Genomic DNA, 17,699 nt, shown 5'->3' on the forward strand with positions numbered 1-17,699 from the left:
CATTGTAATCATACCTCTGTCTTGTGTCTGAGACAATCGTTCAGAAATTGCAGAGTTCGTTATTGCGACCATGCTAGATATCTGGTCTGCCGCGTAACTCGTCTGAAGTGGTTTTAGAAATATCTTCATCCATGCGAAAAACAAGGGGGTACCTCCGCCAAGAAGGAGGGAAAACCTAGCATACGCATGTTTAATATCACCGTCCACTTCACTAGTCACCATAAATAATCGGGTGAAGGATGCCCATGATTAGCAGAGGTACCAACGTTAAGCACACTGTGCCAATCCAGACACCCCCGTCAGGTACATGATCCCGTATCACAGCTTGACCCCAAATTAAAAAGAATCATGGAAATATACGGCTTAAATGAAAACCGTATATAACCCGACTCTCTTTATTAATGTGATTTTTCATTTTAATTGAGAAAAAGCGCATTTTAGAAATATACAGAATTTATGCATAATATACACTTGTTAAAATTCAAAACGCATAATCGAAATTGGATTATGACCGACTGCACCGCCTACTGCCTGACTTGACGTGCTTTCTTTATTCGTATTAAAAGCAATTATCTTTGCTATATCACCATAAGTTATATATTCACCGTACTACGAGGTTACTCCCGTCACTCGCTATTGTAATTAAACCTATGGGCGACGCATATTGTGTTGAAAAGTATTATATAAATCCAATTCCAGAGTCGATTCCCGCACCTAGTCGATTCATAATATTTTCTACACCAACGTTATCAAATCGCCCGCATACACTGTCGGCCTCCGTGCCGAGGTTGTGGATCAATATCATCTCATTGCCAACTTTGAATCATGCAAGGATATATCCTTGCAGGTCTTCTTTAAGGAACGCAAATGCATAAGAATTTCGTTTTCAATACAACGGGCTGCTAATGTCGTGAGCTTCGTCCCCTTACCAGTCTGGAAAATTTCAATCGCTTTAATAAGCCCCATTGATCAAGATCAGATCCTCCTTCTCCTTCCCTATATTGTCGAATTTTTTACATTGTGAGCACAACCCGATGTCATTTATTTATTCTTAGCGCTCTGATTAATCTTCAGAAATTCTAATAATGAGATTTATTTCAATTCACTCTTACAAACTTCCATTGCTGACTCGTATTCCCCAAGTATCCGTATTGTATGAGTTGTGCACTATCGTCAAGTGAACCAGCAAAGAGATCAATTGCTTTATTACTTTTTGTATTAATAATGCTCCAATATCCATTACCAAGTGTGTTAATTTTAAAGCGCTGGGCTGAGGTCCCATTGTCGGTCATTAGCTGTATTTTTTCCCAATCATAATTTGTGCTGTTACGGACCTCGATCACCTTATTTGTTGCTGAAGCACTTTTAATCATGTAATTTCCGCCGCCCATATTAGTTACGATCCACTGCTGAGCTTTACCGCCAAGATCGCTCCATTGCTGCAGTTGTACTCCATTAACATCTTGCCCCCAAGGAATGTCTATGACCTTTCCTGAACTTCTGGAAACAATCTTGTAAGTCTCTCCAGATACTATGCCGTTTGATATTCCATTAATTGGGTATGACTGCGCACGCTCATAAAACCATTCAAAGATGAACCTCGACATTCCATCTCTTGCTGCATTTCCATCCCACTTTAATCCCCCAGTAGGATCACCATTCGAGCTTCTTGGACCAGGTTCGAACAAGTCACCACTAGTACCACCAACCATATTTACATTACCGGCGGCAGTGAAAATGGCTTTTGTATTTTTTCCAAATCCTTCAGAAGATCCATTAAACAACCCCCAGTACTCATCGTCCCCAGAGAGCTTCTTCCACCATGCTGTTTCCGAAATAAGGATGGGATACGCTGAAGCACTAACGGCTATGTTTTGATTCCATATAGCCTGCAGCTTAGCCCGATCATCAAACGCTCCTCCGTAAGCGGGGTACCAGTGAACCGCATACCCATAATTGTTAAGAGGATCCGTAATGGGATAATTGACGGTTTCATTATAAAACTCATCATAACCGAGACCAGCTGCCCAAATGACGTTATCCGCACCTGTATTTCGAATGGTAGCAATGATTTCATTCTGGAAATCCTTTAAAACGTTCCAATGATCCACAAAGTCTGGATCTGATGTGTTATTGTAATCTCCTCCCCAATGTCCGTTTGCATACGATTGAATAGGCTCATTAATGAGTTCGAACATCACATTGTCTGCACTTTTAATACCGGTTTGGGAAGCAAGATAACCCCATATTTCTTTAAATTTTGCTAAGTTCTCACTTGTTGTACTATGTCCATTATCGAATGTTAGATTAAAATCGATTGCTACATATACTCCTTTTGTTCTCGCATAATTAATAAATGGGATTACGATGTCCTGTGTTGCTGCCTGTAAACCGGCAAAGTTATAGGTACCCGCTGCGACGTCACCTAAATAGTCCGTGTCTATGCAAAGGCGAACAAAATTTGTATACCAACCATAACTGTTTCCATACTTGGGTGAGGTGTTCGTCAATGTGTCTGTCACGTCCTTAAGATAAGCCAGCACAGAATAATGGACATTATTATCATTTAAATTTAAATAGTAATTACTGCTACCGTAAGTGAAATAACCTGCCGTTGGTTGAAACCATCCACTTAAAATTACAGGTTCACCGTTACTATTAACCAATTTATTTCCGCTGACATGAAGCTTTGATATAGGAGGCATACCCTGCCACCCATAAGTAGGTGTATTAGAAACAAAGACTTGAGCGAACAAAACTATCGAGAAAATTGAAAACATAAATCTTCTATAAGGCCTATTCACAATCTCATCTCCTTTTATGTTAATTAGTAAAAAACAAGAACTAAGGAGCCTCCATTAAAAACAGGTGACTCCTCTTCGTACTAAATTTTTCAGTTAGAGTCGATTAAACGTCGTTAAAACACGATAAAGAATAACTGCCGCTTCCGCTCTTGTTGTGCTGCCTTGCGGATTAATTTTCCCGCTTCCACTTCCCTTGACGATTCCCTCGCTTACCAATGCTGCTACTGCTTCTGCCGCATAGGATGCGATATTCCCCTTATCGGAGTATCCATTCAAATCAGACTCATTTCCATTTCTCGTCTCTATGCCTGCAATTTTTAAAGCACGCGAAACGAGTACCATCATATCTTGCCTGGAGATCTTGTGGTTTGGCTGGAACTCATTTGCCCCGGATCCAAGCGTCATCCCTAGTTGTTTGGCAATGCCCAAAGCCTCATAGTAATACGCATCTTTTGACACGTCATCAAAGTTGTCCGTTACGGTTGCCTTTAATTTTAAAGCGCGAACTATCAGTGTAACGAACTCAGCTCTCGTCACGCCTTGTCCTGGCTCAAACGTTGTCTCGGAGGTCCCCTTAATGATTCCGTGTTGTGCCAATGCTCGAATCGCTTCCTCTGCCCAAGCATAGCCGCTCAGATCGGTAAATACAGAGGAGCCCGGTTCGGTCCCATTGTTGTTTCCGCCATTATTATCAGTGCTATTCCCGTTGTTCCCATTGCCTGTACCTGTTCCACCATTGTTATTGCCATTACCGCTTCCACTATCGCTTGTCACGGTTACAGCGGCTTGTGCCGTTTTACCTCCAACTGCTGTTTTCACCGTTACGGTAGCTGTTCCCGGTGTAATGGCCGTTACTTTCCCGCTACTATCTACCGTTGCAACACTTGTATTGCTTGATATCCATGTTACTTGCTTGTTGGCAGCATTTGCTGGCAGCACGGTTGCGGTAAGATTTCCAACAGTCCCTACTGTCAGATTCATTGCGCTCTTATTCAATGTCACACCAGTTACTGCTTCTGCATTTGAGCTTGTTAACGTTACGCTTCGCTCATTCCAAATCGAGCTCTCGCCACTTGCGTTCTCTGCAACCACTGCAAAATAATAGGTTCCATTTGGCAATCCTGCTACTTCGTATGGGCTTCCCGTTACGTTAGAGATGGTTCTGTCATATTGTCCTGATTTTGTTCCGTACTTAATCTTATATGAAGCAGCTCCAATAGAAGGTTGGAAACGAAGCTCTACTTTCCCTCTATTCTCCCTTTCCGCATACAATAGTGGGGAGCTTGGCACTGCTTCCGTTTTAAAGGAAATAACACCACTCGTTGCTTCTGAGGAGTACACTAGATCCTTTGTATACGCCGTTACTCTCCAATAATAAGCCATGTTTGGAAGCAACACATTCGGCTCCGTCGTATACCTGTTATAGATCATCCGGTCTCTTACGATAACGGGATTAGACATATCCGCATTTGGCGATACTTCAAACTTATAGAAGAACGCATTTTTCGATGGCTGCCACGAGAATACCGCGCGCGTGGACACGTCCTCCGCACCGTTTGCCGGCTCTGTCAAATTAAAGCTAGTTGGAGAGTTTCCAGGTGCTTTTGTTGTAAAGGTGTGAACAGGACCGTTCATTGGACGCTCTCCGCTAGCATTGGCAGCAAAAACGGCCCAATAGTAGGTCGTATCGTAATCCAATCCCGTTTCAGGCTGATAGTAACCTTGTGAATTTGGACCGAACATCCCGGTGCCTCGCACATTCGTAATCCCCGATTGATTAATGACAGGATTGGATAAATTCTCATTCTTTGAAACAACCACCCGGTAAGATGTTGCATGGTACGCCGAGGACCAGGTGAATTCAGGTGTAATCGATTCATTTGGCGCGCCTACGGATGGCATATATGGACCAAACTGACCCGGTACATCTGCATGTTCACCAACAATGAAGGCATACTTCGTGTCATAGGAGACAGCTGTACTTCCTTTCTCATTCTCGGCTGTAGCACTCCAGTAGTACTTTTGACCAATGCTTAGAGGCGATTCCACCGTGTAACTTGTTCCCGTAATTCCAGATTGCTCAATAACCGGATTCGTCATATCTTGGTTTGCCGATACGGAGACCGTATAGCTCTCTGCTCCCTGTGAAGTCGACCATGTCAGAGTAGGAAGGGTGATCGCCACTTCACCATCATCCGGTGTTATAGGGAAGAAGAAGCTTGGTGGAGCATCTAGTTTCTTAATTACAGCCATCCAGGACTCGTTTGCGGCAACATCATTGATTGTTATATACAAATCCTCTTTGGACTGGGGTGTAATGCTGTATTGATACTCTAAGCCGTTCGTTTCTGAGGAGGTAATTTTATATAAATCCACTTGGATAGGCTGACCGCTATACGGCTGGTTACTCATGTCTAGATTTACTGAACCTGATGTATTGTTTTTAACGAAAATAACTTTTGATTCCTCTTTATCTTTGCTGGCAGCAGCCGTGAAATCTTCTGTATAGTCCGTGGAAACGCTTACGTATTTCCCCGACATTTGAGAGAACATATAGTAAACCCACCATATTTCTCTTCTTGCCGCAGGATTTTCCTCATTGACATTAGTCGTAAGCAAATCACTCATCCCGTTGGCGTTGCCTGCTTCCATTGTGCCTTTAATATTTTGCGTAATTCCTGTGCGAATGACATTAGCCATACTTCTTGTCCAATCATCAGATGCCTTGGAACCTGCATTATTTTCTTCCCAAATAATATATTTGCCGTTCGCTTCAGGATATTGAGATTGGTACGCCGCCACTTTATCTTTCCAGTTCTGCATGACACTAAGAGGGGCATATGTGTCACTTGTCCAGTAAGCATGCCAGGAAGGCCCTTCTAAACTCAGATTATTATCGCTCACGTAAGGAATATAGAAATCAGGAATGCCATCAAAACCTACCGCTCCTGGACCAACAATAGGAATATACTCTGAAAATACCTCTCTGACGGCTTCCCAATTTCCTTTGAATGTTTCTTCCGTTCCCGTCCAGTATTCATTGGTCAGGTCGGCAAAATCAGGAGTAACTCTGTTGTCTTTGTAGTATTGAAGGACATCTTTTACATATTGCTTAAAGCGTTCTTGCTGAAGCTCTGTCTTAATCGGTTTATTCTCAAAAGTATCAATTGGACCACCACTGCCAGTTGCCCATGATGGATTCATGCCAAGTAGGAAATACCACTTGTGTCCCAGCGGTGCTACGCGTTTATATGATTCTAAACTTCTCTGAAGAATGCTGCTTTCATAGGGATAATAGGATCCGTCCAAATCACCAATGGCTTGGAAGTTCTGCGCTGGGATCGTTTCCCTGCTAAGTAGTGGGCCAAGCAATGTTAATCTGCTGTCAGGCACATCATAATTCGGAGTAAGAATATAACCGAACATACTTGGATCGGCTTCCCGTTCCTCTGAGTCAAAATCAACGGTTACGGTAGGATTGGCTTTAACGGTTACGGTTACAGTAGTAGAATGGCCACCGCTTTCAGCTGTAATCGTTGCTTCCCCGACTTTTTCACCCGTAATAACACCAGTAGCATCGATTGCTGCCACTGCGGAATTTGAAGAACTGTAAGTAATTGCTTGATGATTAGGGAACTGTACGCCGTTAGAATCCACCTGCAAAATAATGGTTTGGATCGTGCTATTTTCACTTACCGTATAATTATTGGATTCGAACATAATGGTATCAATCGTAGGATTTGCGCTATATGCCCATACAGACAATTTGTCAAGATTAATCGCATCGGAATTGTCATTATTTGTAAGGCATTTGAAAGAGACCGTGTTTTCACCAGTATGCAAAGGAACCTTTATAATCTTTTCATCCCATGTGTTCCAAGTGGAATCTGTCCCTTTGAAACTCACATTGGAATTTGCGCCTCCGTTCACGGAAAGCCCTACCGTTCGATCATTTGGCCATCCGCCAACTTCTCCCGCGCTGTATCTTAGCGCAACAAAATACTCTCCGTCTGTGGGAACATGAATCGTAAATGTCGTCGTTGCCGTGCTGCTATTATCGTATCCCCCTACAAATCCGGTACCAGTATAGCCCGTATGCCCTTTATCAAATCGCGCTCCACCTGACAGGCTGGCATCTTCAGCTTGATAAACAACAGCATTAGGGTGAGCTTTCGTAGGCATGGTTATTTCTGCGGATACAACAACCTCAATTGTTGTCTGTAAAGTACTGTATTGGGCCGTTACAATCGTTGTCCCTTCAGCCACTCCAATTATCTCGCCAGTATTCGCGTCCACTTTGGCTACGCTTTCATTTTCAGATGAGTAAACAATACCCGAAGTTAACGCATTGGTAACTCCATTATCATAAGTTGCTTGTACTTCAGCAGTCTGCTTCCCGCCTACACTAACCGAAAGGGACTGGCTGGAAAATTGGACTGAAGTTATTGTTGTTGGAGCTCCATCCATCCAGTAATAAAAATAGTCGATACATATCCCATTTCCTGCACCGTTCGTTTCAATGGCAATTGAATTTGTTCCGGGCTTCAGCTCTGCATCCGTATTAAAGTATTGCCAGTCGTCCCATGAGCTAGTCCCGGGGAAGGTAACCGTTGATTTCTCGCCATTGACGTAAACATTGATAGATCGGTCATTGTTCCAACCGTTGACTGGTCCAGCGATATAGTTGAAAGCAAGTTTATACTGACCTGCGGTTGCTGCCGATACCGTGTACGTTATTTTAGATGCATTTCCACCATCGAGCACTCCGAAACCAGTACCAGAGTATGCATGATCTGTAGCGTCACCTGCATTATTCACAAATACGCCATTCTCACCTTCTACGAGTACTGCACTTGCTGCTGCATCAACAGGCGGTACTGCTGTTCTTGAAGCTGCCGCAAATACCACATGGGTTGGCAGCATCACAAGAAGCATCGACATGACCATAAGTGTAGATAAGGTTGATCTTAATTTTTTCATAATTCTGCGCTCTCTCCTGTCTAATAGACTCTTACCATAATGAAAAAAAACGGCCCTCCTTCGGTACTCTAATGCTTTCTTAATTCAGTTTTGATTGTAGCACTAAAGAAAGCGCTTTATTATCCCAATAATCTAAGATCATTGGACTTATATAAGGTAATTTCTGTACTCTTACAAACAAAAAGCCTAGACCGATTAATATCAGATCTAGGCTTTTTGTGAACTATCCTTTTACTGCACCATTGGTCAATCCACTTACAATATACCTTTGTACAAAAAGGAAGATAAGCACTACAGGTAAGATGCTGACTGTACCAAATGCCATAGTGTTGTTCCAAGAAGTGCTCTGGAATCCTAAGAAGGTATAGATGCCAGCCGTAATCGGCCGCATGCTTTCCTTACTAATAAATGTCATGCCGTAAGCCAGATCTCCCCATGCAAACAAGAAGGAGAATACCATTGCCACAACTACGCCAGGTATCGCAATAGGAAGCATAATACGATAGAAGGTTGTGAAAATATTACACCCGTCAATTTTAGCCGACTCTTCAAGCTCTTTAGGCAAAGTTACAAAATAGGTGCGTAGAGTCACGATCGAGAAAGGAATACCTGCGGTTGCATTGGCCAATATGGTGCTCCAATAGCTTGCTCCTAAAAGTCCCATATGCTTGAATAGGATAAACAATGGCGTTAATAGCAGCGAGGCCGGTAGCATCTGCGTAACCAGAAACAGGAGCAAGAATAAATACCTTCCTGGGAATCTAAATCGGGCAAGTCCATATGAAGCAGGAATAGCTAGTAGAGTAGAAATACAGAGTGCACCACTAGCAATTATCCCACTGTTTCTAAATCCTTTAAACAGATCATAAGAGGATCCAGACAATTGATCTAAATAAGAATCAAATTGAATATGTTCTGGAAACCAACTAGGGTGTGTCTGGAAAATTTCAGCTTCTGTTTTGAGTGAAGTTATGATTAGCCAGTAGACTGGGAACAGGAAAAAAGCAACGATTACCATACTGAGGACAGGCACCAGCCATCTCCTCGACCTTGGTGTTCTATTTGCTTTAGGCTTCGCTGGCAGAGTTAAGGTTGCTTGGCCGGTGCTCTTCACGAACGTTCCTCCTTATTTACAATTCGAAGATAAAGAATGCCAACGATAAGAAGGACCAAGAACATAACATTGGATACTGCTGCACCTTGACTATATTTAAATTCGTCGAATGAAAGCTTGTAGGCATACGTCGACATCATTTGTGTTGCATTTACTGGTCCACCGTGGGTCGTAATAAGAACCAATTCGAAAACCTTAAACGTATAGATGAAACCTAATACAAGCAACGACATGATTGCAGCCTTGAGCAGTGGTAGTGTAATTTTGTAAAATCTCTGGAAAACGTTAGCTCCATCAATGGCAGCACTTTCATAGATATCGCGAGGAATTGTCGTAAGACCCGTTGTCAGCAAGATCATGTTGAAGGGAATACCAATCCAACTGTTTGCCAATATAAGAACAATCATCGCTGTGACTGAATTAACAAGCCAATCAATCGGATGATTGATAACGTGCAATTGCATCAAAAGTGCATTAGCTATACCATCTGAGCTAAACATGAACTTAAACATCATTGCTGTAATCGTAGCTGGCAGCAACCAGCTTATCATAACAAGTCCTCTTAAACGCGGCGCCAACCGGAAGGGAAGCGAGAATAACAAAGCCAGTCCCAATCCGATAATAAATTGAATGATAATACTGCCTAATGTGTAGATCAATGTATTTATTAATGATTTGCCAAGAATACCTTCTTGAAATACTTCACGATAATTATCCCATCCAACGAAAGGTTGGTCGCCTGATGCGATATTCATTACGTTGACATCAATAAAACTCAAGCGAACATTATCAATGATTGGATAGCCAACAAAAAACAACATATAGATTAGGGCGGGGAGTACGAATAGATATCCCGCTATTCGTTCTTTGGACATTGCCATCGTTCATTACACCTTCCGGTTATAAATCGGAGTACATGAAGTACATACATGTACTCCGTTGTTAAATGGTTTATTCGTGAATTTTTATTTCCCTAAAATCTTATCGATCTTCTCTTGAACCTTCTGAGTAATCTCATCAATGGATCCATGCAGCGTCAACGATTCGTTCAACGCTTCCGACAGTGCATTGGAGATTTCCGGCCATTTAGGATGAGGACCACGCGGCTGAGCATAGTTCATATTTTCCGTAAACACTTTGAGCTGCTCGTTCTCCGACCAATATGGATCTGCAGCGACATCTTTACGGGGCGGGAAGTAGCCAAAGCTTTCATCGAACGGCTTCATTACTTCTGGTGAAGCTACGTATTTGATGAATTCAATTGCCTCTGCCTCGTTGTCACCTTTAACAACGCCAAGATTTTCTCCACCTAATACGGATGCGAACTCCTTATCTTTTGGAACCAATGCAAGTCCAAATTTCAAATCAGGAGCTGTAGTCTTTAATTCGGGCAACTGCCAAGGACCATTAATCATCATCGCAACTTTACCTGTTGCAAACTTCTTCATCAGATCGGATTGCGTCCAGTTAATGACTTCTTTACTCATAGATCCATCTTTAACAAGGTCAGCCAAAAAGCTATAAGCATTTTTGCCTTCAGGAGTATTAACATTATTAAAGCTTGCACCTGCTGACAACAACCACGGGAGAAATTGGAATGTACCCTCTTCATTGGCTGGTGCACTAATCCCAAATCCGGTTACATCGCCCTTAGTAAGGGTTTTCGCAGCCACCTTGAGTTCGTCCCATGTTTGAGGAGGCGTGACACCTGCATCTGCCAACAGCTTCTCATTATAAAACAGTGCAAGGTTATTGCTTCCAAGCGGAATGCCGTATTGTTTGCCATCATAAACCGTCGAGCTCCAAGGACCCGGGAAGAATTGATCCTTGTCCGACCAATCTGCAAGTCGATCTGTGATATCCGCAAATAATCCCATTGCAGAATATGCTGCCGTATCAGGGTTATCAATAATCACCAAGTCTGGAAGATCAGAAGATGCCAATCCAATAGACAGCCGTTTTTTGAAATCTGCAAATGGAACATATACAGGATCAATGACAACTTCAGGATGTTCCTTATTAAAACCATCTGTAAGCGTTTTAATTTTATCAAAACGTTCTTTACCTTCGAAATAGAACCACAAAGTCATCTTTTTCGTTTCGGCAGACGATTTCTCGCCTGAAGCCGCTGCCGAAGGCGTAGCTTGTTGATTGCTTGTGTTACTAGTTATTTCATTGTTGTTGCCGCACCCGCCAAGCAGAACCGATGTTGCAAGAACCATTGTAAGACCCATTGCTCCGAACGTCTTCTTTCTCACATTTCTTCCCCCTTGAACAATTCGTTATGTGATTAACTACACTCTTATTGTAGAATTTTGAAAGCGTTTCGAAAATTTTAAATAACTAATAATGGTGGACTTATATAAACTACATTTGAACCTTATTTCTTATTTATTCGCTGATATTCGACAGGAGAAATCCCCATACTATCCCTAAATACACGAGAGAAATACTTAGCATCCGGATAACCGATTTGTTGCGCAATCTCGAATACCTTCATCTCTGAATGGATCAGCAATTGTTTCGCCAGATTGATTCGCATTTCTTTCATGTATGTGGAGTAACTTTTCCCAACTTCCTTGTTGAAAAGCGTACTTAAATACTCAGGTGTTATTCGAAGCAGCGAAGCAATCTCATCTAATGTAATTCCTTCCATGTATCGGCCATGAATGAGCTGCAACGCTTTATTCACACTTAAACTGTACACCTTATCTTTTTTAAAGAGAGCTGCTGTTTGATCTTCTATGGACAAAAGTGCATGAATAAATTCCGATTTCATCTGTACGCTCTGTATCCTATCAAGCCATTCATTCTGCCTTTTAAAAGCAACCTCATCACCGTATTCAGCAGCGAGTAGGCTCAACAAAGTAGAAATAAACCGAACAGTCGCATCAATGATTTGCTGTGGATGATATAGAGCGGAGTAACAATAATGATTCCAATCCCTGAAAACTTGCTGCAGCAACTCACGATTAGAATCGGTGATGGCCGATTTGATCCGATTATCCAACTGCTCGGGATAATGAAAAGGCTTTCTTTTCAGTCTTTCAATCTCGTTTTCACTATAAACCGCGATATCGGTATCTATGATTGACCATTTTCGATTGTGCCGTAACTTTCTATAACCGTCTCGCAGATCAATTAGGTGCCCAATCTGTACCATGCTGATAGTGACTTGCGATTCCATCTTGATCGAAGCAAGTAATTGTTCTATTAATAAGTCATTTTGTTCAATTAACAAATTAACGGATTGATCTGGGGCGTTAACAAACAAAAGCCAGCTTGCTGTATTCCAAAGGGACAGCTTCTCTTTCAATGTGCTCTTAATTTCTGCAGAAACCTCCAGAAAGCTAGAACCGGCATACCATTGAATGATTTGAAAAGAACGATTAGGATTAATCGAGATGGTTCGCTCCAAATATCGGCATACAAGATAGGGATCCACATCGTCATGCGTAAGAGTTTTAACAATTAAATATTCCGCTTGATCAACTAAGGGGAGATTAGGCAGTCCCAGCAATTGTTGATCGAGTAGCTCTTGCTCGATTTTCAATAATGAAGATCTAATATCACTGGCTGTGATCGGTTTTTCCAAATAATCGACGACACCTAATTGCAATGCCTTTTTGGCATATTCAAACTCTGAGAACCCGGTCAGAACAATGGTTTTATGCGTATGCCCCTTCACCTTTAGTTTATCGAGCATCTCGATACCCGACATGACGGGCATTTTAATATCCGTAATGACCAGATCCGGTCGCATACGATCTATACATTCGTATCCTTCTTGCCCATTTTCGGCTTCTGCAACGATTTTATAGGTCGGACTTATTTTTTCAATCAGGCGAACAATGCCTTCCCTCGAGTTAGCTTCATCTTCTACCACAATGATCTTCATTTTACGTCCTCCCTCAAGTTCCAATTCGGTATTTGAATGGTGACTGTTGTTCCTTCGCCTTTGATACTGTCCACGTGGAACATGGCATGATTTGCGTAATAAATCTCAAGACGATTCATTACATTTTGCAAACCGATTCCCTTTGAATCCGTTTGCAAAGAATCCAATGCCGCAGTGTCCATACCAGTGCCATTATCCGTTATTGCTACGGTGATATACTTATATTCCGTAATTGAAATCGTAATTTCGAGAAGCCCCCCCTGCTTGCGTCCTTCAAACCCGTGAATAATGGCATTCTCAATGATGGGCTGTATTAGCAATTTGGGGATAGGGTATGACATTGCTTCTTCCGGACATTGCGTTACACAACGAAAGGATGAACGAAATCTATATTGCTGCAGATAAATATATTGATCCATCCATTGAAGCTCCTCACGAATGGTCACCAATTTATTACTGTCTTTAATACTATAGCGAAGAATTTTCGCCAATCCCTTTAGCATTTCGCTAATTTGATGCTCTTCTTTTTCAATGGCTAACCAGTTGATCGAATCAAGTGTGTTATACAAAAAATGCGGGTTGATTTGAGCTTCTAGAGCTCGAATCTCCGCTTCCTTTTGCTTATCAACCGCTTCTTTCGTTTCAAGCATTGACTCGTTAATTCTTTGCATTAATTTATTAAATCCAAAGGCTATATGTGAAATTTCATCCTTCGATTGGTTGCTATCTACTTGGACATCTAATATACCTTGTTGGGCAGTCCGCATCCCTCTAAGAATATTGCGAATGGACGAGGAAAGACGACCTGAAAAATAATAGATTAGAATGACGGTAATGAACACGGCTAACACGCCAATAAAGATGCTCAGTCTCCTCATAACATACATTTCATTGAACAATTCATTTTCATCAATGAGGTTATAAATGATCAGTCCACTCTTAGCGTTTTCAAACTCATTCTCAATGGTGGAACTGGTAGTCACATTAAGAACCGGATTACCAATAGCAGCTTTATCCGGTGACGATACGATAATCCCCTGCTTGTTAACCAAATAATTCCGGTTTTCAATAGCAGCAGAAGTCTCTGAACTGACCTCTGTCAGATTAATCGCTTGGGCAAGTACAGATTCATATATGGTAATGACTACAACGCCGATTCCACTCAGATTTAAGCTGTTATAGTCGATTAGCTTATGAGCCATATGGAAACCGTATTTTTCATTATTATTAATGTTGTCTATTTTCTCTGGCTCATAAATTAAAGTTTTAGAATGATCTATCGCTTGATAATAGATCGGTAAAGTTCTAACATCATCCACGTTAGACCAAAGATTATCAAAAGGTGACCCTGTCTGCCGATCGTAGCTAATATTCGATCCGCCCGCTGTAAAGATAGACACACTGCGAATAGCAGATTTTGCATACGAATAACTGGCCAGCAGATTAATTAGCTGCCGTTTATTAATTTCTAGATTGGCACCTGATAAATTTATATTATTTACCAATTGAACAACTTCGTCATTCGTTATAATTTGTTTAATAATATCATCGTAAGCCTGAATGGAAGTGTCCATATTCTTGGATGTCTGTAATAGATTAGCTTGGACAAGGACATCAATTTTGTTCTTCATTGCTGAACTTGAAACGTAATATGATATGATTTGTACGAGAATAACGGGTAAGAGACTGACCAACATGAAAGAAACAATTAATTTATTTCGAAAACTAACTCCTCGAAATGCCAGCATCATTTTCATCTCCAATTATAGTGTCTATGCATCTTTTCCATCACTATACGACAACAGCTATCAAAAAGCATAGTAGCCAAAGCAACTGCGTTGCTGCAGATGCTTTGGCTCATTATTTTCTGCTATCAAGTTTTATGCATTAATTAGGAAATGAGCATCGTCTCTGAAGAAGAGTGGCATCCATTCAATTGGAGCTTTACATTCTATCCAATTTCCGCCTTCGTAAATTTTCCCGCTTCCCACATCTTTCCATACAGCTCCTGCAGGAAGATAAATTTTTCTGCTTCTTGCCCCTTGTTCAAGAATTGGAGCAACGAGAATATCCGGTCCAAACATATATTGATCCTCTATAGACCAGGCTTCCATATCAGAAGGGAACTCGTAAAACATCGGCCTCATGACAGGTGTGCCTTTTTCACTCGCCTCCTTCATAAGTCCTCTAATATATGGCCGAAGTGTCTCTCGAATCCGCATATATTTCGTGAATATTTCATAGGCCTCATCCCCGTAGCTCCAGACCTCGTTCTCTGCACCGCTCCAGCACATGCCTCCGCCTGTGATGCCAATCGGTGCGCCAGCCGGTTCACGATCACCATGTAAACGAAATACCGGAGAAAATGCTCCATATTGGAACCATCTAATCAGGCATTCCCGAAAATCTGGATCATTGGGATCGCCGCCATGGAATCCTCCAATATCCGTCGTCCACCAAGGGATGCCAGCTATCCCCATGTTAAGACCAGCTTTTAGCTGATTATGCATAGAGGTGAAGCTAGAATCGATATCACCTGACCATACAAGAGCACCATAACGCTGGCTTCCTGCCCATGCACAACGAACCAGATTCACAATACCTTCCTGTCCCTCAGCTTGCATACCTTCATAAAAGGTTTGCGCATAATTCAAAGGATAAATATTACCTACCTGCATATTAGTTCCGGTATGATAACGGTAATTATCAAAATCATAAACGGAATACTCAGGCTCTGCTTCATCCAGCCAGAAGATTCGTACACCTTTGTCATAATAGTTCTTTTTAGCAATCTTCCATACATGATCGCGGGCACCTGGATTGGTCGAGTCATAAAACACGGTATCTCCAAGGAAATCCATCGTAGTTCGAATACCCCGATCCGTTCTGACTAGGTAACCTTTTTGCAACATTTCGGCGTAATTCTCGCTAGTCTTGTCCACTGTAGGCCATATCGAAACCATTAATTCGATATCCAATTCACGCAGCTCTCGTATCATTCCTTCTGGATCGGGCCAGTATTCAAGATCAAACTTCCACTCCCCTTGCTTCGGCCAATGGAAGAAGTCTACGACAATCACATCGATTGGAAGACCTCTCCTTTTATATTCATGGGCAACCACCAGCAGCTCTTCTTGCGTTTGATAACGAAGCTTGCATTGCCAAAACCCAAGACCATATTCCGGCATCATTGGAACAGTACCCGTTACACTCGCATATGCCTCTTCGATTTGAGCCGGTGTATCGCCTGCTGTAATCCAATAATCCACCTGTTTAGTTAACAGTGCCTCCCATTCTGTCATATTCTTTCCGAAAGTCACTCTCCCTATTGCTGGATTATTCCACAAAAATCCATAACCATTGCTCGACAACGCAAATGGAACACTTGCCTGCGAGTTTCTCTGAGCCAGCTCGAGGGTACAATTCTTCATATCCAGATAAGGATGCTGATATTGCCCCATACCAAATATTTTCTCATCCGGATCGGACTCAAAGCTTAATTTTAACTGATAATCCCCGCCAGGAATCGCTTTAAACTCACGGGCATTAATCATCAATGCACTACAAAATTGTTTGACATCGTTACGATTGCGAACATATTCTTCCAATAAGACCTTATCGTCCTGATTGTAAAAGGTAATCTTGCCTCCAGCTGTCGATACAACTGCACGAATTTTGCCATTTGTGATGGAGGCTGAATCTTCATTAATCTGAATGGCTGACAGTGATTCTTCCACAGGTGCCAGCAGCGCCCATAACTCCGATTGCATCTCTGAATGCCTTGTAGCCCTAATGCGTAAACTATTTGCTCCCCACGGCTCTATCCAAAGCTTCTCTGCATCGAACTGCCATATTAAACGATTGCCTTCTTTCTGAAATAAACCTCGCATATTATACACTCCTATTCAATAATGCCATCTGCATGAATTGCTTTAATCGTTCCTTGCTTGTTACCGATTGTAATCGTAAGATACCAGTCATAATAAGACTTCGGTTGTATAGCCCTTATGCTTTTCCATTGCATGGCTGTGTCAAGCGAATCAAAAGCCCCGGTGCATGGTTCTAGAGCTGTTACATACTTTCCGTTCATTATTCCTTCCCATACACCTAGGTAAGGTACTTCATTAATGGGGTATGCCATCCCGATGGTATACCCTGACTCAGCGCCTTGTAGAGCACACCAGCCCTCTTGTATATGACCAAGTCCATAATACTTCTCGCATTTCCCTTCATATTTCGGATATAGGCGATTAATATCATAATCTAGCCCATTCACCGTTGTCTTTGGCCAGTCATGAATAGTCCCAAACAACCCCAGTCGATTCTCTATGCTGCACGTGGACATGACCTTTTGTATAGAAGAAGGAAGCACTACACGCATATCTTTATCACATACCCATAAGGCGTGAGGAGCCCAAATAAAGGGCATTTCATACTCCGAAAAATTATGCACACGATAGGAAATACGAATGGCATTCTCATTCACAAATTGAATCGTTTTCTCCAGCTTGTAAGGAAATCGGACACCATGGACACTTAAATTAATCGCAAAATCGGAAATATGCTCTTGCTCCCATGAGAGTGACCAAACCTCCCCGTGATCAGGAATCCGAGTCCCTTGCCAAGGCGGAGAGGGATAATAACAGGATTCAATGGATGGAAATACTTCATCAAATCCACTGACATCTCCTGATGCGTAAGAATCGTCATATTTTGAACGCTTATACGGCACATCTGCATCATTTTGATATAATAGTTCTTGATCTCTTTTTTTATCGTAAATACTTTGAATTTTTCCGCCGCAGTCTGGTAAAATAGTCATTCGCAAAGCTGTACTTTCCATCATTATTGCTTTAATCCCTTTATAATCGGAATAGTAGATTGAAATAATCCGTTAACCCCC

General features: G+C 41.9%; 9 protein-coding genes and 2 pseudogenes. All 11 read right to left on the bottom strand.

The window, feature by feature from the left end; all coding sequences use genetic code 11:
* Positions 1–489: 489 nt before the first annotated feature.
* Positions 490–609, bottom strand: a pseudogene (locus BBD42_RS28930) (MGMT family protein); the annotation flags it as partial.
* Positions 610–763: 154 nt separating this feature from the next.
* Positions 764–1,045: pseudogene (locus BBD42_RS28935) on the bottom strand (sigma factor); the annotation flags it as partial.
* Between the two features lie 52 nt (positions 1,046–1,097).
* On the bottom strand, positions 1,098–2,804 hold the full coding sequence (locus tag BBD42_RS28940; protein ID WP_237163265.1) for an RICIN domain-containing protein: 1,707 nt from the start codon (positions 2,802–2,804) through the stop codon (positions 1,098–1,100).
* A gap of 93 nt (positions 2,805–2,897) precedes the next feature.
* Complete coding sequence (locus tag BBD42_RS28945; protein ID WP_099520974.1) at positions 2,898–7,784, bottom strand: S-layer homology domain-containing protein; 4,887 nt, start codon at positions 7,782–7,784, stop codon at positions 2,898–2,900.
* A gap of 223 nt (positions 7,785–8,007) precedes the next feature.
* Positions 8,008–8,898, bottom strand: a complete 891-nt coding sequence (locus BBD42_RS28950; RefSeq protein WP_237163266.1) for a carbohydrate ABC transporter permease — start codon at positions 8,896–8,898, stop codon at positions 8,008–8,010.
* Complete coding sequence (locus BBD42_RS28955; protein ID WP_216364889.1) at positions 8,895–9,779, bottom strand: carbohydrate ABC transporter permease; 885 nt, start codon at positions 9,777–9,779, stop codon at positions 8,895–8,897. The genes BBD42_RS28950 and BBD42_RS28955 overlap by 4 nt, the downstream gene beginning before the upstream one ends.
* Before the next feature lie 84 nt (positions 9,780–9,863).
* Positions 9,864–11,156: an ABC transporter substrate-binding protein gene (locus BBD42_RS28960; protein ID WP_216364891.1), complete on the bottom strand. Its 1,293-nt coding sequence runs from the start codon at positions 11,154–11,156 to the stop codon at positions 9,864–9,866.
* A 122-nt stretch (positions 11,157–11,278) separates the two neighbouring features.
* Positions 11,279–12,796, bottom strand: a complete 1,518-nt coding sequence (locus BBD42_RS28965; RefSeq protein WP_099520975.1) for a response regulator — start codon at positions 12,794–12,796, stop codon at positions 11,279–11,281.
* On the bottom strand, positions 12,793–14,547 hold the full coding sequence (locus BBD42_RS28970) for a sensor histidine kinase (RefSeq protein WP_172455666.1): 1,755 nt from the start codon (positions 14,545–14,547) through the stop codon (positions 12,793–12,795). The genes BBD42_RS28965 and BBD42_RS28970 overlap by 4 nt, the downstream gene beginning before the upstream one ends.
* 129 nt (positions 14,548–14,676) lie before the next feature.
* The gene (locus BBD42_RS28975; RefSeq protein ID WP_099520977.1) at positions 14,677–16,686 is read right to left on the bottom strand and encodes a glycoside hydrolase family 31 protein; all 2,010 of its coding nucleotides are present in this window, start codon (positions 16,684–16,686) and stop codon (positions 14,677–14,679) included.
* Between the two features lie 11 nt (positions 16,687–16,697).
* On the bottom strand, positions 16,698–17,642 hold the full coding sequence (locus BBD42_RS28980) for an aldose epimerase family protein (protein ID WP_099520978.1): 945 nt from the start codon (positions 17,640–17,642) through the stop codon (positions 16,698–16,700).
* Between the last annotated feature and the right edge of the window lie 57 nt (positions 17,643–17,699).

Origin of the sequence: Paenibacillus sp. BIHB 4019, assembly GCF_002741035.1 — a bacterium.
In the GTDB taxonomy this organism is placed as follows: domain Bacteria; phylum Bacillota; class Bacilli; order Paenibacillales; family Paenibacillaceae; genus Pristimantibacillus.

Coding starts and splice junctions, on each gene's coding strand:
- BBD42_RS28945 (WP_099520974.1), bottom strand. CDS start 7,784: ATGAAAAAATTAAGATCAACCTTATCTACACTTATGGTCATGTCGATG.
- BBD42_RS28955 (WP_216364889.1), bottom strand. CDS start 9,779: ATGGCAATGTCCAAAGAACGAATAGCGGGATATCTATTCGTACTCCCC.
- BBD42_RS28970 (WP_172455666.1), bottom strand. CDS start 14,547: ATGATGCTGGCATTTCGAGGAGTTAGTTTTCGAAATAAATTAATTGTT.
- BBD42_RS28975 (WP_099520977.1), bottom strand. CDS start 16,686: ATGCGAGGTTTATTTCAGAAAGAAGGCAATCGTTTAATATGGCAGTTC.
- BBD42_RS28965 (WP_099520975.1), bottom strand. CDS start 12,796: ATGAAGATCATTGTGGTAGAAGATGAAGCTAACTCGAGGGAAGGCATT.
- BBD42_RS28980 (WP_099520978.1), bottom strand. CDS start 17,642: ATGATGGAAAGTACAGCTTTGCGAATGACTATTTTACCAGACTGCGGC.